This window comes from Rheinheimera metallidurans (assembly GCF_036983985.1).
In the GTDB taxonomy this organism is placed as follows: Bacteria; Pseudomonadota; Gammaproteobacteria; order Enterobacterales; family Alteromonadaceae; genus Alishewanella; species Alishewanella metallidurans.
The window spans coordinates 434,140-456,237 of sequence record NZ_JALAHQ010000002.1 but is presented as its reverse complement, the minus strand read 5'-3'; the positions used below and the strand labels follow the sequence as shown (position 1 = coordinate 456,237).

General features: G+C 44.3%; 22 protein-coding genes and 1 riboswitch. Of the genes, 11 read left to right on the top strand and 11 right to left on the bottom strand.

Going from position 1 to position 22,098, the window contains the following annotated elements:
- Positions 1-197 precede the first annotated feature (197 nt).
- The 6 genes from narL to trhP all read left to right on the top strand — a co-directional run bounded on the left by narL (position 198) and on the right by trhP (position 7,482).
- Positions 198-851 carry a two-component system response regulator NarL gene (gene narL / locus MN199_RS07470; protein ID WP_335738941.1) on the top strand — a complete coding sequence of 218 codons (654 nt, stop codon included), beginning with the start codon at positions 198-200 and terminating at the stop codon, positions 849-851.
- Positions 851-2,095, top strand: coding sequence for a molybdopterin molybdotransferase MoeA (gene moeA / locus MN199_RS07465; RefSeq protein ID WP_335738940.1), 1,245 nt, complete (start codon positions 851-853; stop codon positions 2,093-2,095). The genes narL and moeA overlap by 1 nt, the downstream gene beginning before the upstream one ends.
- A gap of 39 nt (positions 2,096-2,134) precedes the next feature.
- Positions 2,135-2,935, top strand: coding sequence for a TOBE domain-containing protein (locus tag MN199_RS07460; RefSeq protein ID WP_335738939.1), 801 nt, complete (start codon positions 2,135-2,137; stop codon positions 2,933-2,935).
- A 181-nt stretch (positions 2,936-3,116) separates the two neighbouring features.
- The gene (locus tag MN199_RS07455; RefSeq protein WP_335739195.1) at positions 3,117-4,721 is read left to right on the top strand and encodes a TonB-dependent receptor plug domain-containing protein; all 1,605 of its coding nucleotides are present in this window, start codon (positions 3,117-3,119) and stop codon (positions 4,719-4,721) included.
- 113 nt (positions 4,722-4,834) lie between these two features.
- Positions 4,835-6,007: a thiamine pyrophosphate-binding protein gene (locus MN199_RS07450; protein WP_335738938.1), complete on the top strand. Its 1,173-nt coding sequence runs from the start codon at positions 4,835-4,837 to the stop codon at positions 6,005-6,007.
- Positions 6,008-6,204: 197 nt separating this feature from the next.
- Positions 6,205-7,482, top strand: coding sequence for a prephenate-dependent tRNA uridine(34) hydroxylase TrhP (gene trhP / locus MN199_RS07445; RefSeq protein ID WP_335738937.1), 1,278 nt, complete (start codon positions 6,205-6,207; stop codon positions 7,480-7,482).
- Here the strand turns inward: trhP and MN199_RS07440 are convergent.
- Positions 7,471-8,397, bottom strand: coding sequence for a redoxin family protein (locus tag MN199_RS07440; RefSeq protein ID WP_207903061.1), 927 nt, complete (start codon positions 8,395-8,397; stop codon positions 7,471-7,473). The genes trhP and MN199_RS07440 overlap by 12 nt on opposite strands.
- 53 nt (positions 8,398-8,450) lie before the next feature.
- On the opposite strand from MN199_RS07440, the gene MN199_RS07435 reads away from it, so the two are divergent.
- Complete coding sequence (locus tag MN199_RS07435) at positions 8,451-8,711, top strand: YfhL family 4Fe-4S dicluster ferredoxin (protein ID WP_335738936.1); 261 nt, start codon at positions 8,451-8,453, stop codon at positions 8,709-8,711.
- A gap of 30 nt (positions 8,712-8,741) precedes the next feature.
- On the opposite strand, the gene MN199_RS07430 is transcribed toward MN199_RS07435, so the two are convergent.
- Entirely contained in the window at positions 8,742-11,618 is a 2,877-nt protein-coding gene (locus tag MN199_RS07430) for a bifunctional diguanylate cyclase/phosphodiesterase (RefSeq protein ID WP_335738935.1), read from the bottom strand.
- 47 nt (positions 11,619-11,665) lie between these two features.
- Positions 11,666-13,219, bottom strand: coding sequence for a methyl-accepting chemotaxis protein (locus tag MN199_RS07425; RefSeq protein ID WP_335738934.1), 1,554 nt, complete (start codon positions 13,217-13,219; stop codon positions 11,666-11,668).
- A 497-nt stretch (positions 13,220-13,716) separates the two neighbouring features.
- Here MN199_RS07425 and modA point away from each other — a divergent pair, with 497 nt between their 5' ends.
- Genes modA through modC form a run of 3 tightly spaced genes read left to right on the top strand, consistent with a single transcriptional unit; the run spans position 13,717 to position 16,293 of the window.
- Positions 13,717-14,514, top strand: coding sequence for a molybdate ABC transporter substrate-binding protein (gene modA / locus MN199_RS07420; protein ID WP_335738933.1), 798 nt, complete (start codon positions 13,717-13,719; stop codon positions 14,512-14,514).
- A 28-nt stretch (positions 14,515-14,542) separates the two neighbouring features.
- Positions 14,543-15,226 carry a molybdate ABC transporter permease subunit gene (gene modB, locus MN199_RS07415; RefSeq protein WP_132583940.1) on the top strand — a complete coding sequence of 228 codons (684 nt, stop codon included), beginning with the start codon at positions 14,543-14,545 and terminating at the stop codon, positions 15,224-15,226.
- A complete protein-coding gene (gene modC, locus MN199_RS07410) occupies positions 15,223-16,293 on the top strand; it encodes a molybdenum ABC transporter ATP-binding protein (RefSeq protein ID WP_335738932.1) in 1,071 nt (356 codons plus the stop codon). Before modB ends, modC begins: the two co-directional genes overlap by 4 nt.
- On the opposite strand, the gene moaE is transcribed toward modC, so the two are convergent.
- From moaE to moaA, 6 genes are all read right to left on the bottom strand, one after another.
- Positions 16,288-16,767 (bottom strand): molybdopterin synthase catalytic subunit MoaE, encoded by a 480-nt coding sequence (gene moaE / locus MN199_RS07405; protein ID WP_335738931.1) that lies wholly within the window; start codon positions 16,765-16,767, stop codon positions 16,288-16,290. The genes modC and moaE overlap by 6 nt on opposite strands.
- A 1-nt stretch (position 16,768) precedes the next feature.
- Positions 16,769-17,020, bottom strand: coding sequence for a MoaD/ThiS family protein (locus tag MN199_RS07400; RefSeq protein ID WP_335738930.1), 252 nt, complete (start codon positions 17,018-17,020; stop codon positions 16,769-16,771).
- Positions 17,021-17,065: 45 nt separating this feature from the next.
- Complete coding sequence (gene moaC / locus MN199_RS07395; protein ID WP_335738929.1) at positions 17,066-17,551, bottom strand: cyclic pyranopterin monophosphate synthase MoaC; 486 nt, start codon at positions 17,549-17,551, stop codon at positions 17,066-17,068.
- 1 nt (position 17,552) lies between these two features.
- On the bottom strand, positions 17,553-18,107 hold the full coding sequence (locus MN199_RS07390) for a molybdenum cofactor synthesis domain-containing protein (RefSeq protein WP_335738928.1): 555 nt from the start codon (positions 18,105-18,107) through the stop codon (positions 17,553-17,555).
- Entirely contained in the window at positions 18,094-18,675 is a 582-nt protein-coding gene (gene mobA, locus MN199_RS07385) for a molybdenum cofactor guanylyltransferase (RefSeq protein WP_335739194.1), read from the bottom strand. The genes MN199_RS07390 and mobA overlap by 14 nt, the downstream gene beginning before the upstream one ends.
- A gap of 10 nt (positions 18,676-18,685) precedes the next feature.
- The gene (gene moaA, locus MN199_RS07380) at positions 18,686-19,657 is read right to left on the bottom strand and encodes a GTP 3',8-cyclase MoaA (RefSeq protein WP_335738927.1); all 972 of its coding nucleotides are present in this window, start codon (positions 19,655-19,657) and stop codon (positions 18,686-18,688) included.
- Positions 19,646-19,793, bottom strand: a riboswitch (molybdenum cofactor riboswitch). Its footprint overlaps the gene before it by 12 nt.
- A 282-nt stretch (positions 19,794-20,075) precedes the next feature.
- On the opposite strand from moaA, the gene MN199_RS07375 reads away from it, so the two are divergent.
- Entirely contained in the window at positions 20,076-21,290 is a 1,215-nt protein-coding gene (locus MN199_RS07375; protein ID WP_132583926.1) for an MFS transporter, read from the top strand.
- Here MN199_RS07375 and MN199_RS07370 read toward each other — a convergent pair.
- Together MN199_RS07370 and MN199_RS07365 are read right to left on the bottom strand one after the other, a co-directional pair.
- Positions 21,287-21,793 (bottom strand): DUF3087 domain-containing protein, encoded by a 507-nt coding sequence (locus MN199_RS07370; RefSeq protein WP_132583924.1) that lies wholly within the window; start codon positions 21,791-21,793, stop codon positions 21,287-21,289. The genes MN199_RS07375 and MN199_RS07370 overlap by 4 nt on opposite strands.
- A 132-nt stretch (positions 21,794-21,925) precedes the next feature.
- Positions 21,926-22,063, bottom strand: a complete 138-nt coding sequence (locus MN199_RS07365; protein ID WP_165907356.1) for a hypothetical protein — start codon at positions 22,061-22,063, stop codon at positions 21,926-21,928.
- Between the last annotated feature and the right edge of the window lie 35 nt (positions 22,064-22,098).

The window sequence follows — 22,098 nt, the reverse complement described above, 5'->3', positions numbered from 1 at the left end:
GAGTACTCTTAAGCGGTTTTTATCTTTAAAGTCATATAAAACAATTAACTATGCTGTTTAAAATAAACAGACAATGTGCAATGTATTCGGATGCAGTAAAAAAATAACAAGCCTATTACCTGATTTATATCAAAGTTTCACACTAGGTATTGTAAGCTAATAGCAAGGGTATGCGCTGTTTAGTCTTGGAGTAAAACATGTTAGAACAAAAATCCAGCATTATGTTAGTGGATGATCATCCGTTATTACGTAAAGGTTTAACACAGCTACTCGCGCTGGAGGACGATTTAGAGGTCGTTGCCGAAGCGAGTAATGGTGCTGATGCAATAAAACTTGCCGTAGAGTTAGACCCCGATTTAATTATTCTCGACTTAAATATGCAGGGTATGGATGGCATTGCTACGCTAAAGAAAATGCGTGATGAAGGTGTGACCTCACGTATCGTAATGTTAACGGTCTCTGACGCCGATGAAGACGTCGTCAATGCCATTAGTAACGGCGCCGACGGGTATTTACTAAAAGATACCGATCCTGAGGTGTTACTTGAACATATTCAGCGCGCCCTGAGCGGTAAAATGGTGTTAAGCGAAGCGGTAACTCAAGTATTAGCCACCGCATTGCGCCGGCCAGCCCCTAAAGCATCGGCTGAGCTTAATAGCTTAACCAACCGCGAATATGAGATTTTAAGCTTTATTGCCAAAGGCATGAGTAACAAACTGATTGCCCGCGAATTAAATATCTCTGATGGCACAGTAAAGGTGCATGTTAAGCACTTACTGAAAAAGCTCGGGCTGCGCTCACGAGTAGAGGCTGCGGTGTGGATGGTGAACCAGCAGGGAGTTAAAGCTTAATGTCTAAGCCTGCCGCCAATGCCATGTTAAGTGTTGAACACGCCATTGAGCAGATGTTAACCGCGGTTACGCCGATAGCACAGACTGATGAGGTGGTGCTAAATCAGGCGTTGGATCGCGTGCTTTCTAGCGATGTGTTATCAGGCCTTAATGTGCCAGGTTATGATAATGCGGCAATGGATGGTTATGCGCTGCGGGTGGCTGATGTTACGCCAGGGCAGCCGTTGTTAGTTGTTGGTACGGCTTTAGCTGGGCATGCGTTTACTCAGCCAGTACCTAACGGATGTTGTGTTCGTATTACTACTGGCGCGGTAATGCCTGCGGGGCTTGATACCGTTATTATGCAAGAACAAGTGCAGCTAGAACAAACGGCAGACGGTGTGCACATTTTGTGTCAGATCTTACCCGACCTAGCTGAACATGTGCGCCGCGCGGGTGAAGATATTAAACAAGGGCAAAGTGTATTTCATGCCGGGCATAGATTACGCGCGCCTGACATTGGCTTACTGGCGTCTTTAGGTATTGCTAAGGTTAACGTAAAGCGCCGGCTTAAGGTGGCAATATTTTCTACCGGTGATGAACTGGTAGCACCAGGGCAGCCGCTACCTGATGGCCATATTTACGATAGTAACCGTTATGTTATGGCGGCAATGTTGCAACGCTTAGATGTTGAGCTAGTAGATTTAGGTTTACTAGCCGATGACCCTGCATTAATTGAACACGCATTTAGCCAAGCTATGCACCAAGCCGATGTGCTTATTACCAGCGCAGGCGTATCAATTGGCGATGCCGACTATACGCGACAAACGTTAAATAAATTAGGTGCAATTAATTTTTGGCAAGTGGCTATTAAGCCGGGCAAACCTTTTGCGTTTGGTAAGCTTAATAACTGCTGGTTTTTTGGTTTGCCAGGCAACCCTGTTGCAGCGGTAGTAACACTAGAGCAATTAGTGCAGCCTGTGTTGCGTAAGCTCGCTGGTGAAGCGCAAAATTTTACTTCAGCGAAGTTACAGGCCGAGTGTGCAGTAAGCCTGAAAAAGCAGCCGGGACGGGCCGATTACCAACGTGGTTGGTATTGGCAAGATGAGCATGGCTTAAAAGTGAAAACCTTAGGTGCACAAAGTTCTGGCATGTTAAGTTCAATCGCTAATGCTAATTGTTACATTGTATTAGAACGCGACAGCGCAAGTTTACCGGCTGCTGAAATGGTGAGTATTTTACCTTTCACTAGCATGCTGCGCTAAGCGGCCTTGAGTAAAGCTGTTGTTAATTAGGAGCCCCACTTGAGCGATACCCTCACCGGCAATTTTGTTGCACCGCTAAGTTACACCTCAAGCGATGGCGATATTTCTACTCGGCGTTTAGCCCTTCTTGATGCGGTAGCCAAAACCGGCAGTATAGCCGCTGCAGCTAAGGCCATTGGCATGACCTATAAGGGCGCGTGGGATGCAATCGACGCCATCAATAACCTGACTGAGACACCACTAGTGGTTATTCGCCAAGGCGGTTCAGGTGGCGGTGGTGCTGAGTTAACCCATAGTGGCCAGCAGCTGTTACAACGTTTTTCTGTTATTGCTAAAGCCCAGCAACAGTTTATGGCGCAGCTTAATCAGTCAGATCTTAGTGATAGCTATAGTGTTTTTAAGAGGTTTAATATGAAAACCAGTGCCCGTAATACCTTATATGGTGAAGTGGCCAACTTAATTGATGGTGCGGTAAATTCTGAAGTTACTTTACAGCTCTCAGGTGGTGATACCTTGTGTGCTGTGATCACCAAAGACAGTGTCGAGCGGTTGGGCTTAGCCGTGGGTAGCAAAGCGTATGCCTTAATTAAATCCAGTTGGGTAATTTTGGCATCAGGCAGCGAAAGTATTAAAACGTCTGCACGCAATCAGTTTGTTGGCAAGGTAAGCCGTATTGTTCCAGGTGCAGTAAATACTGAAGTCGTGCTTGAGCTTAGCGGCGGTAATGTTTTGGCCGCCATTATTACTAATCAAAGCGCAGAAACATTGGCGGTTAAAGTTGGCGATAATATGCTGGCGCTGATTAAAGCCTCGCATATTATTTTAGGCACCGACGACTAATCAAACTTTAAAAACTGCATGCGATTAAATAAACCGGTTGGCTTAGCGCAAATCGGTTCTCTTATGTCGACCTTAAATTATCTCCTTTGTCATATACCCTAAAGTGAGTAACTTTTGCTTAGCTGCGCTATCACTTCGGTAGCGTTGTCATTATTTGCCGTAAATCGCAATATACTAAGGTATAAGTAGTGACGAAATACGTAAGTTTAGCCGTGATAATGTGGGCGATGCATTAAATTTATTATCGGGTATTACGTTAAGCCAAAATTCGCGTAACGAAAAACTGATCACCGTGCGCGGCTTCGACTCGCGCCAAGTACCGCTATTTATAGATGGTATTCCGGTTTACGTGCCTTACGACGGCTATATCGATTTTAACCGTTTTACCACCGCTGATTTAGCCGCTATTCAGGTGGCCAAAGGCTTTAGCTCGGTTGCATACGGGCCAAATGCTTTAGGCGGTGCCATTAACCTTATTTCGCGTAAACCCCAGCAAGCGTTTGAGGCAGATGCAACGCTAGGTATAGGTGCTGTGCAGCAACGCCAAGCGGCAGTTAATCTAGGTTCGCGTCAGGGTAAATGGTATGTGCAAGGTGGAGCATCATTTAATGATGCTAACGGTTTTAAGTTATCAGATGATTTTACGCCAACGGCTACCGAAGATGGCGGCGTGCGTGATAATAGCCAGTATAACGACTCAAAGCTGTCATTTAAATTAGGCTATTTACCGTCGGAAGGTGAAGAATACTCGCTAAGTGTGTACCGTCAACAAGGCGAAAAAGGCCAGCCGCCATCAGCAGAGCCGGCCTATGCTAGGTACTGGCAATGGCCATTTTGGGATAAAGAAGGCGCGTACTTTATTAGCCGCACTAAACTAAGCAGTTTAGAAACCTTAACGGTTAGGGCGTATCACGACAGCTACGATAACGAAGTGACCTCATTTATTGACGGTACTTACACCAAACTTAAAAGCCAAGGTAAAGGCAGTGTTGGTAGCGGCCGCAGTATTTACCATGATACGGCGCTAGGCGGCTCGGTAATACTAGAATCGTTACGGCTAACTAACCATCAACTGCGTGTAGTTAGCCACTATAAAGCCGATAAACACCAAGAAACAGACGCTACAGGCCATCTTAATACAGAATATGAAGATACGCTGTTTTCAATCGCGGCCGAAGACAACCTGACATTAACCGACAACTTATTGCTAGCAGTGGGGCTGTCGTACCACAAGTTAACACCCGATGCGGTGTTTAACGACGGTAATCTTTATAGCTTACCTAAGGCAAAAAGTGCCACCGACAGCCAGTTCGGTTTGTTTTACGATTTAGGCAATAATGCCCGTCTGTACAGTACTATAGCGGCAAAAACTCGTTTACCTAGCTTAAAAGATCGTTATTCACAGCGTTTGGGTAGTTTTATTGAAAACCCTAATTTGCAGCCCGAGCAGGCAACTAATTACGAACTAGGTTATCAGCACCAGTTCGACGCAAACAGCCTGTTAGAAGCAGCGATATTTTTTAGTGATGTTAGCGACAAAATTCAAGCGGTAGCCAACGTGTCTGGCATTTTATCGCAGATGCAAAATATTGGTCGTGTTGAAAGTAGCGGTATTGAATTTAACTCACCAATAGGCGAGGGCGTACTGGTGTTTTTTGAAAAAGATGGTTTGCCATTAAACGACTTTGAAGGTCGCATTGCTATGGTGTCGAGCAAAGATACACGCACTGGCCCACGCCATGTGCGCTGGTTAAAGCAAATTGACGTTGTGCGCATAGCCGACTAATACCTCGCCTTAGTTATACCCCTTATGCCCCGTATTATTGCGGGGCAATTTTGTTATATATACCAATACTAAAATCGCTTGGTCTATTCGCACTGAATAAAACGGAGATGTTTATGTTATTGGTCGACGCACTGCTGCAAGAGCTAGACTTATTTGGTGTAAAACAGTTGTTTGGTATTCCAGGTGACTTTGTATTGCCGTTGTTTGAACAATTACAGCAGCGAAATCAGTTACCCTTGTACTATTTAAGTCATGAACCCTCGGCGGTATTTGCCGCTGATGCCGCGGCGCGTATTAGTAATAATCCGTCAGTTGTGCTGCTTACTTATGGCGCTGGCGCCCTCAATGCGGTTAATGCGGTAGCCCAAGCCTATGTTGAACACGTACCCTTAGTGGTTATTGCTGGGTTTCCAAGTGTGGCTGAAATTAATAGCGGTTTACAAATTCATCACCAAGCAAAACACATTGACTCGCAGCGTGATATTTATCGAGAAATAACAGCCTGCCAAGTGCGTTTAGATAACCCAGAGCGCGCTGGTAACGATATTCGCTTGGCGTTTAAAACCGCGAAAGAGCAAAACTTACCGGTGTTAATTGAAATACCTCGCGATGCCGTGTTGTTTAATACCACAGTTGCCGCTATGTACACTGCGCCACAACCTGATATTGCAGCGCTTACGCTAGCGGCTGAGCATTTAGCAGAACAATTAAATTACGCACAAAATCCAGTTATTCTGGCCGGTGTTGATGTACGTCGTTTTGGTGCTGTAGCTGAGCTAGAAGCCTTAGCGGCGAAGCTTAATATCCCTTTTGTTAGTACTTTAATGGGCCGAGCCTGCTTTAACCAACAACAGGCGCAATACCAAGGTGTGTTTTTAGATAAAACCGATACGCGCCCAGCACAGTTATTGCGAGAGGCTGATCTAATATTACAAATTGGCGTAATTAAAACTGATAGCAACTTTGCTGCTAATGCCGAATTTTTCCCAGCAGAAAAGCTAATTGAGTTAGGACAGCAGCAATTAGTTATTGGCAAAGAGAATTATACCGATGTTGCGTTAAAGCCGTTACTACAGGCGCTACTATTGCAGCCAATAGCCCCCTTTAGTGCCTTAATACCCAAGTTAAACCAAGCCCAACCAAAGGCTCAGGCGTTAAGTGCTACTTCTGTAGTGCAACAGCTTGATAAGCAGCTGAGTAAAGGTAGCTTAACGGTGCCGTTTATTTCTGATATTGGTGATTGTCTATTTGCCTCATTGCACGCTAACCCCAGCTTAATAATTTAGGTCGTGTTGCCTAGCGATAGCCGAACCGAGCGGCTTAATAATTTTGCCGCAGGTTTAAAATCGTCGGTAAAAGCTGCCGTAGTGCAATGTTAATAGCATGAACCTTATGCTGACTAACTAAGTATTGCGACATATCAATATCCAGCTTGTTACGCGCGCTACACTAGCGCGCTGTATTATCTTGTGAGCCGTTAGCCATGTTTAAACCTGAATTACTTTCTCCTGCCGGCAGTTTAAAAGCCATGCGCTTAGCCTTTGCCTATGGCGCCGATGCGGTATACGCGGGGCAACCCCGTTACAGCTTGCGGGTGCGCAATAACGACTTTGATTTAGCCAGCCTAAAAACCGGTATTGATGAAGCCCATGCACTTAATAAAAAGTTTTATGTAGTGGTAAATATTGCGCCGCACAACAGCAAACTTACGCACTTTGTTAAGGACATGGCCGCCGTAGTGGCACTAAAGCCCGATGCGCTAATTGTGTCCGACCCTGGTGTTATTTATTTATTACAGCAGCATTTCCCTAAAATGGCACTGCACTTATCGGTGCAGGCCAATACGGTAAACTGGGCAGCAGTAAAGTTTTGGCAAAGCCACAACGTTGAACGAGTTATTTTATCGCGCGAGCTAGCAGTAGATGAAATAGCCGAAATTCGTCGCCACGTGCCTGATATGGAGCTTGAGGTGTTTATTCACGGCGCACTGTGTATGGCCTATTCTGGGCGCTGTTTGTTGTCAGGTTATATTAATAAGCGCGATCCTAATCAGGGTGCTTGCACTAATAGTTGTCGCTGGCCGTATAAGGTTCATAGCGCTGAAAAAGATGAAGTAGGGCAATTTAAGCCCATTAGTACACCGGCTTTATTAGAAGAGCAAGGCCGCCCTGGCGAGCTGATGGCCATTGATGAAGATTTACATGGTACTTATATTTTAAATTCTAAAGACCTGCGTGGTGTTGAACAGGTAGCTGCATTAACCGCGATGGGCGTAAGTTCGTTAAAAATAGAAGGCCGTACTAAATCGCCCTATTATGTCGCTCGCACGGCGCAAGTGTATCGCCAAGCCATTGACGATGCCGCTGCAGGCAAGCCGTTTGATACCAACCTGTTGTATCAATTAGAGGGCATGGCAAACCGCGGTTTTACCGAAGGCTTTTTACGCCGCCATAAACCGCAAGATACGCAAAATTATGACACTAGCCACAGCGCTGGTGAGCAACTATTAGTGGCAGAGTTTATCGGCCAGCAAGACGCACAAGGCTATGCCTTAGTTGAAGTGAAAAACCGGTTTGCCGTAGGCGACAGCTTGCTGGTTATGACACCGAGCGGCAATGTCAGCTTTAAATTAACGGGGTTAAAAGACAGCCAGCATCACGATATACTGCTGGCGCCAGGTGCCTGCTATCAGTTATTAGTACATCTACCGCAAACGATAGATTTACAGTACGCGATGCTGATTAAGCAGTTACCGCTGTAACTGCTGTAGCTGTTGTATAACGGCGGTAGGGTTTGAAAAGTCTTTAATTTCAGCTAACACCTTGCCGTCTTTTAGTTTTAATAATACTGGGATACTGCGCACGTTAAAATGTTGAAATAGCGCACCGCTGTTATCAATACTAAAGGGTACTTTCATTGCATACTGCTGATTAAAATCAGTAAGCGCTTGTTGATCTGTCCATAAATTATTAACAATGCCATGCCAGTTGCTGTTCGGCAATTGCAGCGCTATGGCGTTTAGTTGCTGCTGCGCTTGAATACAGCTTTTTGACATGTCAGGACGAGATTCGGCCAAATACCAATCACACCAAGTAGCAGTAAAAAATAGATACTGCTCACCGTTAAGGTAGGGGGCAACTAGCTGCTGCTGTTGTTCTGGGCTGGCTTTTTCGCCGTCTTGTGCAATTAAATTTTGTCCCTGCGCTAAACGCTGTATAAAGCCGTCTAATACATTATCTGACTCGTGACTAGTATAAACCTGTTGCCATTGGCTATTCATTAATACAGAAAACGGCGTACCAACAAGGCCTAACTCTAGCGCTAGCTTGCCTTGATCATCTATCCAAACTGGCATGGTTAAACCAAAGCGAGCAATAACCTTGGCTATTTCTTCGGGTTTTTCATTAATATCAATGTTAACAGCAACGAAGTTAACTTTATCGCCATACTGTTGATAAAGCTGTTGAAAATGCGGCATCTGTTCCATACAGGGTTTGCACCAGGTCGCCCACATTTTAATATATAACGGTTTATTCGCCGGCACGGCGCTTAAGTTTATTGTTGAGAGCTCTGGAAATTGTTTTAAAGAAATGGCCGTTAAATCTGCAGTGCTTGCGCTGGCTAAGTTAACAAAAGCCATAATTAAAAATACGCATAAACTGATTATTTTATACATTTCCAGCTCCTTTATACTCGTTGCTGTCGACCTTGTTGATAGAGATCAAACCTATGCTAACGGTAATGTGTTTGAATAAGCATACTACTTTTTTTACCGCTTTGAGCATTATAGGGGCGAAATTGCCTGCACTAATAGACGTTTCATGTATTAATTGCGATATGTGTGTGCCAGAGTGCCCAAACGATGCAATTAGTTTAGGCGAACAGCATTATCAGGTGGCTGCTGAGCTTTGTACTGAGTGTGTGGGTTTTTATGATAAACCCACTTGCATTGCGGTGTGCCCAATAGATTGTATTGAACTGGTCAACTAGGCCTTTCTCGCTATGCCTAGCTTGGTATATCTAGCTGTCGAGCAGTAGTAGCTGTTCAATAGGTAACGGCTTGCTAAGTAAATAACCTTGATAATGTTGACAACCGGCGCTAATTAAAAACGCCATTTGCTCTGCGGTTTCTACACCTTCGGCCACAACCTCTAACTTTAAGCTGGCAGCCAATGACAGTATCGCTTTTACAACGGCGGTGTCTTCTTTGCTGTTAATCATATTATCAACAAAAGAGCGGTCAATTTTCAGCGTGTCTATGGGTAATTTGGTTAGGTAGCTTAGTGAAGAGTAGCCAGTACCAAAATCGTCTAATGAGAAGCGTACGCCTATTTCACGCAGTTTGCTCATTGCTGCAATAGTATTATCAACATCTTCCTGCAACATGCTTTCTGTTATCTCAAGCTTTAAACGTTGTGGCGGCACCTGGTATTGTGTTAGTGCGGTTGTCACTATGTCGACAAAATCTTTTTGTTGTAGCTGCTTCGCGCTAATGTTTACCGCAATAGTCCAGTGTGCACGCTGTTTATCGCTAGCCCATTGTTGTAATTGCTGACAGGCGGTATGTAAAACCCAATTACCAATTACAAGAATATGATTGGCTTGCTCGGCAACCGGAATAAACTGATCTGGCGGTACCATGCCTAACTGGCTGTTGTTCCAGCGAATTAAGGCCTCTGTACCGACTATTGCTTTCTGTTGGTTGTATATAGGTTGGTAGTAAAGTATCAGCTCTTGTTTATCTGTAGCGTGGATCAACTCGCGTAAAATGTCGTTGCGTTGGTTTAGTGCAAATTGTAGCTGTGGGTCAAAGAAGGTAACTTGATTTCTACCCCGAGCCTTAGATTGATACATGGCAATATCGGCTTGTTTTAAAAACTCTGCCGCATCGCATACTGTGCTATCTAACAAGGTAACGCCAATACTGGGTGTAACCGAGACTATTTCGTTTTCAAGCGTATAGGGCTCGGATAAGGCTACGCGGATATGCTCTGCTTGATCGCCGGCTTTAATCGATGCCTCTTGTTTGCTGGTGGCTAAGTTAGCAATTAAAATTACAAATTCGTCGCCACCTAGCCGAGCAATCGTTTGGTTTGCATAGGTGCTGTGTTGCAGGCGCATAGCCACTTGTTTTAGCAGTTCGTCGCCCATAGCATGGCCTAACGAGTCGTTTACATCTTTAAAATTATCTAAATCGATAAGCAGTAAAGCATGAACATTCGCGGTATTAGGTTCACTGTTGTTAATGCTACGCTCTAATTGTTCTTTTAATAAACGTCGATTAGGCAGTGATGTGAGTTCATCATAATAAGCTAGGCGCAGAGCTTCTTGTTCGGCCAATTTGCGCTCGGTAATGTCGGCGCGAATAGCAATATATTGCTCTGGTTTTCCGCGGTCATTTAAAAATGGCACTATGGTAGTATTTACCCAGTACAAGCTACCATCTTTAGCTTTATTGCATATTTCACCCTGCCAAATTTTACCGGTGCTAATGCTTAGCCACATGTCTTTAAAGAAGCTTCGGGGATGGTATTTTGAATTAATGAGCTGATGACTATTGCCAATTAGCTCTTGTCGTGAGTACTGAGAGATCTGACAAAACTTATCGTTAACCGAGGTAATAATGCCACGAATATCGGTATAAGCGACGATGGCGTGTTCGTTTAGCGCTCGCCTTAATTTTTCTGTTTCACGTAGTGCTATTAATTCTTTACGTTTGGCATGCTCTTTTTCTGATGAATCAATGACTAAGCAAAGAATAGTGTCGGTTTTCCCTGCAAGATTTATTTCAGGAACAATAATAATTTCGCGATAAACCTGTACATTTTCGGCAAAAATATAATCGTAATAAAACTCGGCTTTTTTACCAGAGAGTGCTTGAACGCAATGTTGTTGCCACAGTGATGCGATCTTTGCTGGAAATACGTCAGAGAGATGTTGATCAACTTGCGAACCTTTAAAAATATGCGACATGTTTTTTGCAAAGCTATTGGTATATAGCAGCTTTAACGATTGATCAAAACGTACGACACCTAGCGGCATACTTTCTAAAATAGTTTGCAGTTCTAATTCTTTTTTATCGGTTTTTTGTTCGGCAATGTGAGCGAGTTGGTACGGGCGTTTTATTTCGTGCCAATAAATAGCCATATAAATAAATATTGCGGATACGATTTTAAATAAGTGCCCCAGTAGCAGGGCAAAGTCTGAGGTGGTTAGATAGTGAGTTAACGTTAATGCGCATAGTGCCATTGCAAAGCTGGCTGCAGCAAAATACAGATGTTGGCTAAAGTGGCTGCGAGTATATTGATACCAATACAACCCGGTTAATAATGCATAACCGATAAAGAAGCTAAATTCGGCATTGGTTTTAAAGTCAGTCACGCCGGTAGCGGGATCAAAGGTGGGTGGTAACAGCTGAGAATGATAAATGTTTATATAAAATATCAATGTACTTAATGCAATGGCAGCCAAAAGCCAGTTCAGCTTGCGGCCTTTTAGCTTCAGTTTAAAAGCGATGGCGATAAAGGTAAGTAGCTCAATGCTGCGCGCAAATAGCCAAAAGACAATGGCTTTTTCCGGCGAGCTAGCAGTAAATAAATTAGGCATACCGGGATAAGACAGAGTATGAAAATAATCGAGTAAAGCAATACAGCTAAAACCGAACACAATAGTATTACTAAAGCTACTTTTGTCCGGATCTTTGCGCTGAAAAATAACGGCGACAACCGAAATTGCGACAAATACCGAGATTAATTCTAGAGTTAGATGGGTTACCCATAAATGCACAATCTGTAATTGTAAAAATTGCATAACAATTGATAGCGCGATAACGGCTATCGCGCTTAGAGCCAGAAAAAATAGCGGGAATATATTTTTACTGTATAAAAAAGCTCGCATTTATTACACATTCCTTAAATAAAACACGGCAATAGTGCGCATCTCAGTTATTGTTTAAAACGTACAACAAGTTCATGTAGCTCATCGGCGGTAGTTTTAAGCAAGGTGATAGAATCTGTTGTGTGATTTGCTGTCGCGGAGCTGGTACTTGCTAAGTCAGAAATATTAACAACTTGGCGGTTAATATCATCAGCGACATGCGCTTGCTGTTCAACAGCTGCCGCCATCTGCGTCGCCATATGGGCAATTTGTTCAACGGCGTTAGTAATACCACTTAGCATTTTACCGCTTTGCACCACTTGCTCTAAACCGTCATCGGCGGCTTTTGCCCCTAAATTGGCGGTGTCTACCGCATTGTGTGCTTTGCTAGTCAGCGCTTTTACAATAGTGTAGATATCACGGGTAGATTCTTGCGTACGTTTAGCTAAGTTTCGCACTTCGTCTGCAACCACCGCAAAGCCTCGACCTTGCTCGCCAGCTCTGGCGGCTTCTATTGCAGCATTAAGCGCTAATAAGTTTGTTTGGTCGGCAATTTGCTCGATAATTTGCGCAGCTTGAGCAATCAGTGCGGTTTGCTCTGATACTTCAGCTACCGAGGTGGCAATGTTAGCCACGGTGTCTCTAAGCCGGTGAATAGACTGCCGAGTTGTTTCGGCAACTTGGTTGCCTTGCAATGACAACTCGTTAGCAATTTCAGCATGGTTTGCGGTTTCTGATACATGTTTAGCTACTTCGGCAATAGTGGTGGTCATTTCGTTCATTGCGGTGGCAACTTGGAAAGTTTCAGCTTGCTGTCGTTCTATTTCTTCACAGGTTTTTAGCGTTAACTTATGGCCAATGTCGGATTCGCTAGCAACATGCTTAGCCGCGTTTTCAATTCGAGAAATAACCGTGCCTAAATGCGCCTTCTGACTTAAAATAGCCACCGTTAATTTGCCCAGATCACCGCTAGCATCAGTATAGGTTTTAGTAGCTAAATCATCGGTAAAACTGGTCGTTAATAGTTTAGTAAGGCTGAATAAGTTGGTTTTACTACGATAAGTGCTAATAAGAATATAAAGGCCAATAAAACTAGCAAAGGCGACCTCAGCTAAGGTGCGATAATCGTTGATAAACAGTGCTGCTGACACCACAACGGCTAAACCAAGTAATAGCTGCGGCGCGGTAATTTGAATTATTGCTGACGTTTTTTTACCTGCATTTATATTGGCATATAAGGCTTCGGCACGCGCCACATCTTCGCGGGTTGGGCAGGAGCGCACAGATTCATAACCCACCACTTTACCCTGTTGGGTCACTGGGGTTACGTAAGCATCTACCCAGTAATAATCGCCGTTTTTACAGCGGTTTTTTACTAAACCCATCCACGGCTTACCCGCTTTAATATAAGACCACATTACAGCAAAAGCTTGTGCCGGCATCTCTGGGTGACGAATAGTATTATGTGGTTGACCAACCAGTTCCGTTTTATCAAAGCCACTTACCGCAACAAAGGCGTCGTTGCATTCTAAAATGGTGCCTTTTAAGTCAGTAACAGAGATAAGCTTACTGTCCGCTGAGAAGGTTTTTTCGTTGTTGGTTATCGGTAAATTCTTTCTCATACAAAATCCTCAGTTAACGCTTTATAAACTGGCACTATGGGTTTATTGATTAACTACTCATCAAGTTAGAGTTTAGACCATCGCTAAACTAGATATAGTCATTCTTAATTTAAGCTGTTGATTTTTAAATTAGTGTAGCTAAGCGTCTGTGCGGCCGTTATTAGTTAAATATTAAATTACAGCGTAATCTAGCGGCAGTTTGTCTCGTTGTTATACGTTGATTATATATGTAAATATACCTACAAGGTGGTAATTTTTTCAAACTTTAGTCGAGTATCAAATAGTTATACGCTGTGGTTTAAATTAATTATCAATGCGTTTACCTGCGTTGCGTGGGGAAGCTTTTTGCTATGCTATTGCAACATTTTACTCATTTTGGGGTAGCTGACGGTGGCGCAAACTACTTCCTTTGTTTAGTTGCCTACGAGCAGCTTGTTTCGTAATATACTCAAGTATATTTTGACGCTTGCAATCGGCTTTATAAAGAGGGATACCCGATGGGTTTATTGACGAAGGCCACTAACTATTTGAGCCTATCTAGCCTAGCGCTAATGTTCAGTAGTGCTATTTTTGCTGCTGAGCCACTGCGTATTGCTGTGGCGGCTAACTTTAATGGTAGCTTACAGCAACTTACGGCTATGTATCAGCAACAGCATAACCAAACGTTTTTAATTAGTGCAGGTTCATCGGGGGCGCTATATGCACAAATTCAGCAAGCAGCGCCGTTTCATCTATTTTTTTCTGCTGATGCACAGCGGCCAACCCAACTTGTTGCCGAGCAGCTTGCACTTGCCGACTCACAATATACTTATGCGGTAGGGGTACCAGTATTATGGTCAACCGACAAACAGCTGATAGATGAGCAGGCTTCGGTATTAAAAACTGCGAGCTTTAAACACCTTAGTATTGCGGAACCTCGTAATGCACCTTATGGTGCGGCTGCTCAACAAATTATGCAGAATTTGGGCGTGTGGCAAAAATTAAATGAAAAAAAGAAGTTGGTACGTGCGCAGTCTATAGGTCAGGCCTACAGCCAAGTTGCCTCTGGTGCGGCACCTTTAGGCTTTGTCGCGTTAGCGCAAATAATTAATGCCGACGGTTCAATTACCGGCTCGTACTGGCAAGCACCGACAACAATGTATGAACCAATAGTGCAACAAGCGGTGATTTTAAAACACGCTGAGCAAGACCCTCAAGTATTAATTGCTGCACGCAAGTTTATGCACTGGTTACAAACGCCTGATGCCATTGCTGTGATACAGGCTGCTGGTTATCATGTAGAAAACACCCGTTAGCCATACCGCCACTATTTTGGATTTATGCATGCTATCTGCTGATGATATCACCGCACTTTGGGTAACCTTTAAACTGGCCGTCGTTAGTACGGCCATTTTGTTGTTGCTGTGCACGCCCTTAGCATGGTGGTTAGCACATACTCGTTGGCGCGGACGTACGGTAATAGAGGCATTAGTAATGTTGCCTTTGGTGCTGCCACCTACGGTGTTGGGGTTTTATTTGCTGCTATTACTTGGCCCCAAAGGTTGGGTTGGCGCAAGCCTAGAAGCTATGGGGTTTAATCATCTTGCCTTTACCTTTACTGGCTTGGTTATTGGTTCGATGATTTATTCGCTACCCTTTGTGGTACAGCCATTAACGTCGGCATTTCAGGCTGCCGGTGGCCGTATGCTTGAGGTGGCGGCTACTTTGCGCTCATCACCTGTCGATCGTTTTTTTAGTGTGGTGTTGCCGTTATCGCGCCGTGGTTTTTTAACCGCTACCGTATTGTCGTTTGCCCATACTTTAGGTGAATTTGGTGTCATTATTATGGTTGGCGGTAATATTCCTGGTAGTACTCAGGTGGCGTCTATTGCCATTTATAATCACGTTGAAGCCATGGATTACGCCTCGGCCCATACGTTATCGGCAATATTAGTCACCTTGTCTTTTAGTTTGCTATTGGCGGTTTATGCGCTAAACAGAAAATTTAAAGTTGTGGCTATTACATGAGTATTACTGCCAGTATCAATTTACAGCGCGGTAGTTTTCAACTTGAGGTTAAGCTTGAGTTACCCGCTAAAGGTATTACCGCGTTGTTTGGCCGCTCTGGCTCAGGTAAAACCACAATTTTGCGCTGTATTGCCGGCTTAGAGCGTGTTAATAGCATGAGCTTGTCGGTAAACGGTGACGTTTGGCAAGATGAGCAACTATTTTTACCCGTGCACCAACGTGCATTAGGTTATGTATTTCAAGAGGCGAGTTTATTTCCGCATCTTAACGTAGAGCGCAATCTGATGTTTGGCTATAACCGCGTAGCTAAAGCACAGCGGCAGATTTGTTTTACTGAAACTGTGGAATTATTAGGTTTAAGCAGCTTATTAAAACGTTACCCTGAGCAGTTGTCGGGCGGCCAGCGCCAGCGTGTGGCTATTGCACGAGCGTTACTGACTAGCCCGCGGCTATTGCTAATGGATGAGCCTATGGCGTCATTAGATCAAAGCAGTAAAGCCGAAATTTTGCCTTATATTGAGCGCTTGCATGCCAGCTTAGGCATACCCATTATTTACGTTAGTCATGCTATTGATGAGGTGTCTAGGCTTGCTGACTATATGGTGTTGTTAGAGCAGGGGCGGGTGCTAGCACAAGGCCCACTGCAAGAGTTACTTACTCGTACCGATTTACCGCTTGCCCATAGCGCTAATGCCGCGGCAGTGATTAAAGCTAGGGTACAGGCGCATAGCGATGACTATATTAGCGAATTACAGCTTGCCGATGGCCAGTGCTTGTCTATTTCGCAGCAAAATATTGCTTTAGGTACTGAGGTGCGGGCCAGAGTGCTGGCGCGTGATGTGGCTATAGCGCTTGCGCCACCGCAGCAGTTTAGTGTTAATAATTGCTTAGCGGTAACCTTGCTTGAGATCAGTGATGACCCAAACCCCGGCCATGTGTTGTTAAAATTAGCCTTGAGCGATCAAGTATTACTGTCACGTATTAGTCGTCGCTCATTACAGCGGCTAGCGTTACAGCCTGGTCAGCTGCTTTATGCGTTAGTTAAAGCCGTGAGCCTAGATTTATAACCAGCGTTTAATCGCCGCCTGATCTGTAGTTTTAGCCTCTACCCAATAATCGCCAGCAGCGGTATGCTCTTTTTTCCACAATGGCGCCTGATTTTTTAGGTAATCCATAATAAATTGTGCGGCAGCAAAGGCGGCATCTCGGTGGGCACTAGCAATACCAACAAAGACAATTTGCTCATTGGGCGTTAGTCGGCCAACACGGTGAATAATTCTTACCGCACCTAGTTGCCAGCGGCTTAATGCTTGTTGGCCAATATCATGTAATGCCCGTTCGGTCATACTCGGGTAGTGTTCTAATGTCATTGCTTGCAACTGCGTATCTGCGAGCTCACGTACTAAGCCACTAAAGGTAACAACGGCACCACATTGTGGGTTTTGGCTTAACGCTGCATATTCATCCGCGACGGAAAAGTTAGCCTGTTGCACTGCTACTGACACTGACACTGACACTGACACTGACACTGACACTGACATATTAACCTCCGGTTACCGGTGGAAAAAACGCGAGCTCATCGCCAGACCTAACCCTTGCTGTTAATGGCACCAGCTGTTGGTTAAGTGCGCAAAGTAAGTCGGTGCGGCTAAGCTCTTGCCGCCAGTTATTGCCTAAGCTTTGTAATTGGTTTACTACAGCGGCAACATCAAGCTTGGTATCATCGCAGCTAAGTAGGTATTGTTCGCAGTCTAAGCGCTCACGCAGTGCAGCAAAAAACAGAATTTTAATCATTTTATTACCCTTTTTCTGTTAGCAAATAATAATTATGCGTATAGCTTACTTATCGGCTGCTAGTAAATAATGCCCCGACTTACCGCCGGTTTTTTCCAGTAACTGAATATCGCTAATGCACATCGCTTTATCCACCGCTTTGCACATATCGTAAATGGTCAGTGCTGCCACAGATACCGCCGTTAGCGCTTCCATTTCTACCCCAGTTTGCCCGCTTACTACGCAACAGCTTTCTATTTGTATTTGGCCCAATTCAGGCTGCAGCTTAAAGTCTATGCTTACTTTACTTAGCATTAGGCTGTGGCATAACGGAATAAGCTCACTGGTCTTTTTTGCTGCCATAATGCCGGCAATACGCGCAGTAGCGAGTACATCACCTTTTTTAATTAACGCCTGTGAAATTAAATTAATCACTTGTGGTGTGGTTTGCACCATACCGCTAGCGCGGGCTTCGCGTTTAGTTTCAGCTTTGTTGCTAATATCGACCATTGCCGCTGCGCCAGTGTGATCTAAATGGGTAAGTTCAGACATATTACGCTTTCCTGTTATCGATTGGGCAAGCTTTGCTTGGGCTGTTTTTAACGTGCGCAACAAAATTACAGGGCCCAGTAGTGCTGTCTAGTTGCGGTAAAATAAGCTGTTGCATGGCAAGGCGACAAGCGTTGCCTGAACCTGGCATAGCAAATACTAAGGTGCCATTAGCCATACCCGCTAGCGCGCCTGATTGCAGCGCGGCTGAGCCAATATTGGCCAAGGAAATACTACGAAACAACTCACCAAAGCCCGGCACGCAGGTATCTAATAACGGCGTTAATGCTTCTATGGTGCAGTTACCTGCAGCATAACCGGTACCGCCATTGATTAATATTACTTGAATATCACTACTGGCTATCCACTGGCTAAGCACGGCCCGTAATTGGTGTTTTTGGTTAGCCTGTATTGCACGGCTAATTAGTTGGTGGCCAGCGCCTTGCAATAGCTCAGTTAATAAGTCGCCACTGCTGTCATTTTGGCTAGTGCGGCTATCTGATACCGTAAGTACGGCGATGTTAAGCGAATAAAACTGGCTTAAATTAGGCTTGGCCATCTTGCACTCCTAGCGTTAACTGCTGCATACAGTGTTGCCACTGTGCTGGCGTATTGGTATTAATTAGTTGGGTGTTATCGGCGCTCAGTTGGCTTGCACTAAGCCCGTGCAGTAATGCTTTTATTGAACGTTGTCCGGTATGCAGTTGGCTAATAATACGCTGTTTTAACGCGGCATTATTGGGTAGCACACAAGGTAACGGATGCTCAGCAAAGTAACTGGCCGCGCTGCTTGCGGTAAGTAGCTGTTGCAAGCTAGCAACACTAATTAGCGGTATGTCTATCGGCACTATTAATAGTTTAGGCTCGGTGCAATGTGGCAGTACCGATAAAATACCGCCAAGTGGGCCTTGCTCTGGTGTTATATCAGCAATAAACCCCGGTTGATTACGGCTAATGATAATTTGGCTTGCACCAGCTTGGCTAACCCGTTGCTGCATATGTTTAAGCAGGCTTTGGCCATTAATTTGTAACAGGGCTTTATCTTGGCCCATACGTGATGAAAGACCGCCAGCTAAAATTACTGCGGTAAAGGCCGGCACCTTAAGCGACAAAGAGGGTGTTTGCATTACTGCCACACTAACCTCCTATTTGCGCCAAATGTCGAGTGCCGCCGCTAAAGTCTTGATGCAAGTAATGTGTTGCCTCTTTACCCAGTACCGCTTGTTGCAAAAACTGCATTAGCGGTAGCGCGTCATCGTTTTGCAGTAGTTGGCGTAAGTCTTGTTGCTGCTCGGTAAACAGGCACAAATATAAACCGGCTTGGCTAGAGACTCTTAGTCTATTGCAGTCGGCACAAAAATCTTTGCTATAAGGCATAATAAGGCCAATACGGCCTTGGTAGTCACCATGGTAATACTCTAAAGCGGGGCCATCGGTGCTGCTTTTGGCTTTAAGTTGCCAGCCTGTGGCTAGCAGTTTTTGCTGAATACTTTCGCCACTTAAATGTTGGTTTTTATAATACTGGGTATTGTCGTTGGTGCGCATTAGCTCGATAAAACGCAGGCTAATATCTTGCGATTTAATAAAGTCTAAAAAGTCGGGCAGGGCTAACGCATTATGTTGGCGCAGTAGCACGGTATTAATTTTAACCTGTTTAATGCCAACCGCGCGGGCTTTGGCAACACCGGCTAAAATATCGGCTAATTTATCTTGCCCAGTAACTAGGTGAAAAGTGTCCGCATCTAAGCTATCAATGCTAACGTTTACTGCGTCTAAACCGGCATCAAACCAGGCTTGTGCATCGCGCGCTAACCGATAGCCATTGGTGGTTATGGCCACTTTTTCAATGCCGGGTACACTTTTACAGATAGCAATAATCTCGGTTAAGTCTTTTCGCAGTGAGGGCTCGCCGCCGGTAATACGTACTTTTTTTGTGCCTAAACGGGCAAAGGCTGTTACTAAGCGGCGTATTTCAACAAGGTTAAGTTCACCACTGCGTGACTCGCAATCGGTGCCATTAGGTAAGCAGTAGCTACAGCGAAAGTTGCAACTTTCAGTGATAGATAGCCGTAAATAAGTAAAACGGCGCGAAAATGCGTCAATTAACATAGCACACCTTTCCAATAGGGGAGGTGTAGCCGTTTCCAGCTAAACCCGGTGGCGTTATTGCCACGGCGTACCGTTCATCCCTAATATGCTAGCGCATAGCAGGCTTAGAGCCGGCAGCTCGGCGTTATTGTGTAAGCTTAAGCGTTTATTTAAGGTTTTGTTATTGCCCAGAAGAGGCGCAAAACTACCCACTAAGTAATAGTTTGTTTCGATTTAATAGAAGGGTAAATGCTAGTCTATTTTAACGATATTGCCCAGTGAACAACGATTAATCGACCGTGCTTAGCAGTTCCTTATTCCATTACTTGCTGAAATAACCGACGTAACCCGCCAAATAGCGCAAATAGCTTAGTGTGATTAGTAACAAGGCGTGCATTTTTGTATCATAGCTAGGCCATTCTTTTTCTATGTTGCATTTATGAGCCAAGTGAACACCGCACATCCAGCAGCTGCCCCTGAAAACCGCGTTTCTTATGGCATTTTAACCACAATTAGTGCCAGCCACGCCATTAATGACATGATGCAGTCAGTTATGCTGGCGCTTTATCCGGTGTTATCGGGTAATTTTAATCTTAGTTTTATGCAAATAGGCTTAATTACTCTGGTGTACCAAACGATGGCGTCCTTGTTACAGCCATTTATTGGTCGTTTTACTGATAAAAAGCCGATGCCATTTTCTTTACCTATTGGCATGAGTTTTACGTTGTTTGGCTTAATTATTCTGGCCTATGCAGCAAGCTATGGCATGGTGTTGTTGGCTGCAGCGTTAATAGGTATAGGTTCTTCGGTGTTTCATCCTGAATCGTCGCGTATTGCTAGAATGGCATCGGCTGGAAAACACGGTTTAGCGCAATCTATCTTCCAGGTAGGGGGCAATGTTGGCACCGCAATAGGCCCTATTTTTGCAGCCGTATTAATTTTACCTAATGGCCAAAAAAGTGTCGCTTGGGTGGCATTATTAGCGCTACTTGGTATGACCTTATTATTAAGGGTGAGTTACTGGTATTCGGCAAATTTAAAAACAGTTAAAGGCCGAGCCAGCTTAGCTAAGTATGATAACGGCCTTAGCAAGACGCAAGTACGAACCGCATTAACCTTGTTACTAATGTTACTGTTTTCTAAGTTTGTTTATTTGGCGGGCTTACACAGTTACTTTACGTTTTATCTAATTGACCGCTTTGACGTGAGTATTCAAACCTCGCAATACTGCTTGTTTTTATTTTTAGTTGGTGTTGCCATAGGCACTATTGCCGGCGGACCGGTGGGCGACTACATAGGCCGCAAACGTATTATTTTAGGTTCTATTTTAGGCTCAGCCCCTTTTGCTTTAATGCTGCCTTTTGTTAGCTTTTCTACCACGCTGGTATTAGTGTTTTTAGTCGGCATGATTTTAGCTTCAGCATTCCCAGCGATGATTGTGTACGGCCAAGAATTAATGCCAGGTAAAATTGGTACTGTATCTGGGCTGTTTTTTGGTATCGCCTTTGGCATTGCAGGCATAGGCGCCGCTGCTATAGGTGCATTAGCTGACTTTTATAGCATTGGCATGGTGTACAAGGTGTGTGCGGTATTACCGCTATTAGGCATAGTAGGTTTTTGGTTGCCTGAACTAAAACCAGCAAAGAAACGTTAAAACTGGTTTAAAATTAAATCGTTATAATCATCGGTATTTAACGTCAGATTATACTTGGTGATTAAGCTGTCAAGCTCTAATTGGGCAACGGATAACTCTTCCATCACTATGCTATTGTCGTCTAAGTGCCACAATAAGCGCGACCCAGCATAACTGTATTGCAGCGCCAAAAGGGCGTCGGCATTACCGGCTTGCGCGGCTGCTTTCAGCTTAGGCATTTTGCGGGTTATTTTATTTAGCGCCTGCTTTAAGTCCCACACATATACCACTTCGGTCATATAAGCATGCGTGCGATATTTGTTCAATAGCCAACCTATAGTTAGCGTGGTAACAACTACACCTAATAAATTCCAATGGAAATGGCTGCCGCTTGCGTCAGGAAATAGCGCAATAAGTATTTGCGCTATGGCTAAACTACCGATGGCCAACGCCGCGATACTGCCGACAATAACGCGGTTTAAATGCCGCCGATAACGGGCTTTATCAATTTTGATCAGTTGCATAATAAGTTATACACGCCTAATAGCGATTATGAGATGCGATGTAGGTGCATTGTAACTGAAGAGCTCCGCGATCTAAAAACTTAAAACCCAGCAAGCAAGCCGAGTTCTAAGTTTTAATTTAACTAAACCCGATTAAGCTAAGTCACGCACCTTAGGCTCACGCTGCCAGAGCCGCGATTTTGCATTGTTGATAAAGGCATCAATATCGGCCAAAGGTGTAACAAAACTGTCTTTTTCTATCGGTAATTTGCGACCGGTTATGCCCAACATGTATTGGCTTTAAATTGGCAAAATATCGTTGCGCA

Excerpts from the sequence above, each read along its gene's own strand:
- narL (WP_335738941.1), top strand. The coding sequence starts at position 198 with ATGTTAGAACAAAAATCCAGCATTATGTTAGTGGATGATCATCCGTTA.
- moeA (WP_335738940.1), top strand. The coding sequence starts at position 851 with ATGTCTAAGCCTGCCGCCAATGCCATGTTAAGTGTTGAACACGCCATT.
- MN199_RS07450 (WP_335738938.1), top strand. The coding sequence starts at position 4,835 with ATGTTATTGGTCGACGCACTGCTGCAAGAGCTAGACTTATTTGGTGTA.
- trhP (WP_335738937.1), top strand. The coding sequence starts at position 6,205 with ATGTTTAAACCTGAATTACTTTCTCCTGCCGGCAGTTTAAAAGCCATG.
- MN199_RS07440 (WP_207903061.1), bottom strand. The coding sequence starts at position 8,397 with ATGTATAAAATAATCAGTTTATGCGTATTTTTAATTATGGCTTTTGTT.
- MN199_RS07435 (WP_335738936.1), top strand. The coding sequence starts at position 8,451 with ATGCTAACGGTAATGTGTTTGAATAAGCATACTACTTTTTTTACCGCT.
- MN199_RS07430 (WP_335738935.1), bottom strand. The coding sequence starts at position 11,618 with ATGCGAGCTTTTTTATACAGTAAAAATATATTCCCGCTATTTTTTCTG.
- MN199_RS07425 (WP_335738934.1), bottom strand. The coding sequence starts at position 13,219 with ATGAGAAAGAATTTACCGATAACCAACAACGAAAAAACCTTCTCAGCG.
- modA (WP_335738933.1), top strand. The coding sequence starts at position 13,717 with ATGGGTTTATTGACGAAGGCCACTAACTATTTGAGCCTATCTAGCCTA.
- modB (WP_132583940.1), top strand. The coding sequence starts at position 14,543 with ATGCTATCTGCTGATGATATCACCGCACTTTGGGTAACCTTTAAACTG.
- modC (WP_335738932.1), top strand. The coding sequence starts at position 15,223 with ATGAGTATTACTGCCAGTATCAATTTACAGCGCGGTAGTTTTCAACTT.
- moaE (WP_335738931.1), bottom strand. The coding sequence starts at position 16,767 with ATGTCAGTGTCAGTGTCAGTGTCAGTGTCAGTGTCAGTGTCAGTAGCA.
- MN199_RS07400 (WP_335738930.1), bottom strand. The coding sequence starts at position 17,020 with ATGATTAAAATTCTGTTTTTTGCTGCACTGCGTGAGCGCTTAGACTGC.
- moaC (WP_335738929.1), bottom strand. The coding sequence starts at position 17,551 with ATGTCTGAACTTACCCATTTAGATCACACTGGCGCAGCGGCAATGGTC.
- MN199_RS07390 (WP_335738928.1), bottom strand. The coding sequence starts at position 18,107 with ATGGCCAAGCCTAATTTAAGCCAGTTTTATTCGCTTAACATCGCCGTA.
- mobA (WP_335739194.1), bottom strand. The coding sequence starts at position 18,675 with ATGCAAACACCCTCTTTGTCGCTTAAGGTGCCGGCCTTTACCGCAGTA.
- moaA (WP_335738927.1), bottom strand. The coding sequence starts at position 19,657 with ATGTTAATTGACGCATTTTCGCGCCGTTTTACTTATTTACGGCTATCT.
- MN199_RS07375 (WP_132583926.1), top strand. The coding sequence starts at position 20,076 with ATGAGCCAAGTGAACACCGCACATCCAGCAGCTGCCCCTGAAAACCGC.
- MN199_RS07370 (WP_132583924.1), bottom strand. The coding sequence starts at position 21,793 with ATGCAACTGATCAAAATTGATAAAGCCCGTTATCGGCGGCATTTAAAC.
- MN199_RS07365 (WP_165907356.1), bottom strand. The coding sequence starts at position 22,063 with ATGTTGGGCATAACCGGTCGCAAATTACCGATAGAAAAAGACAGTTTT.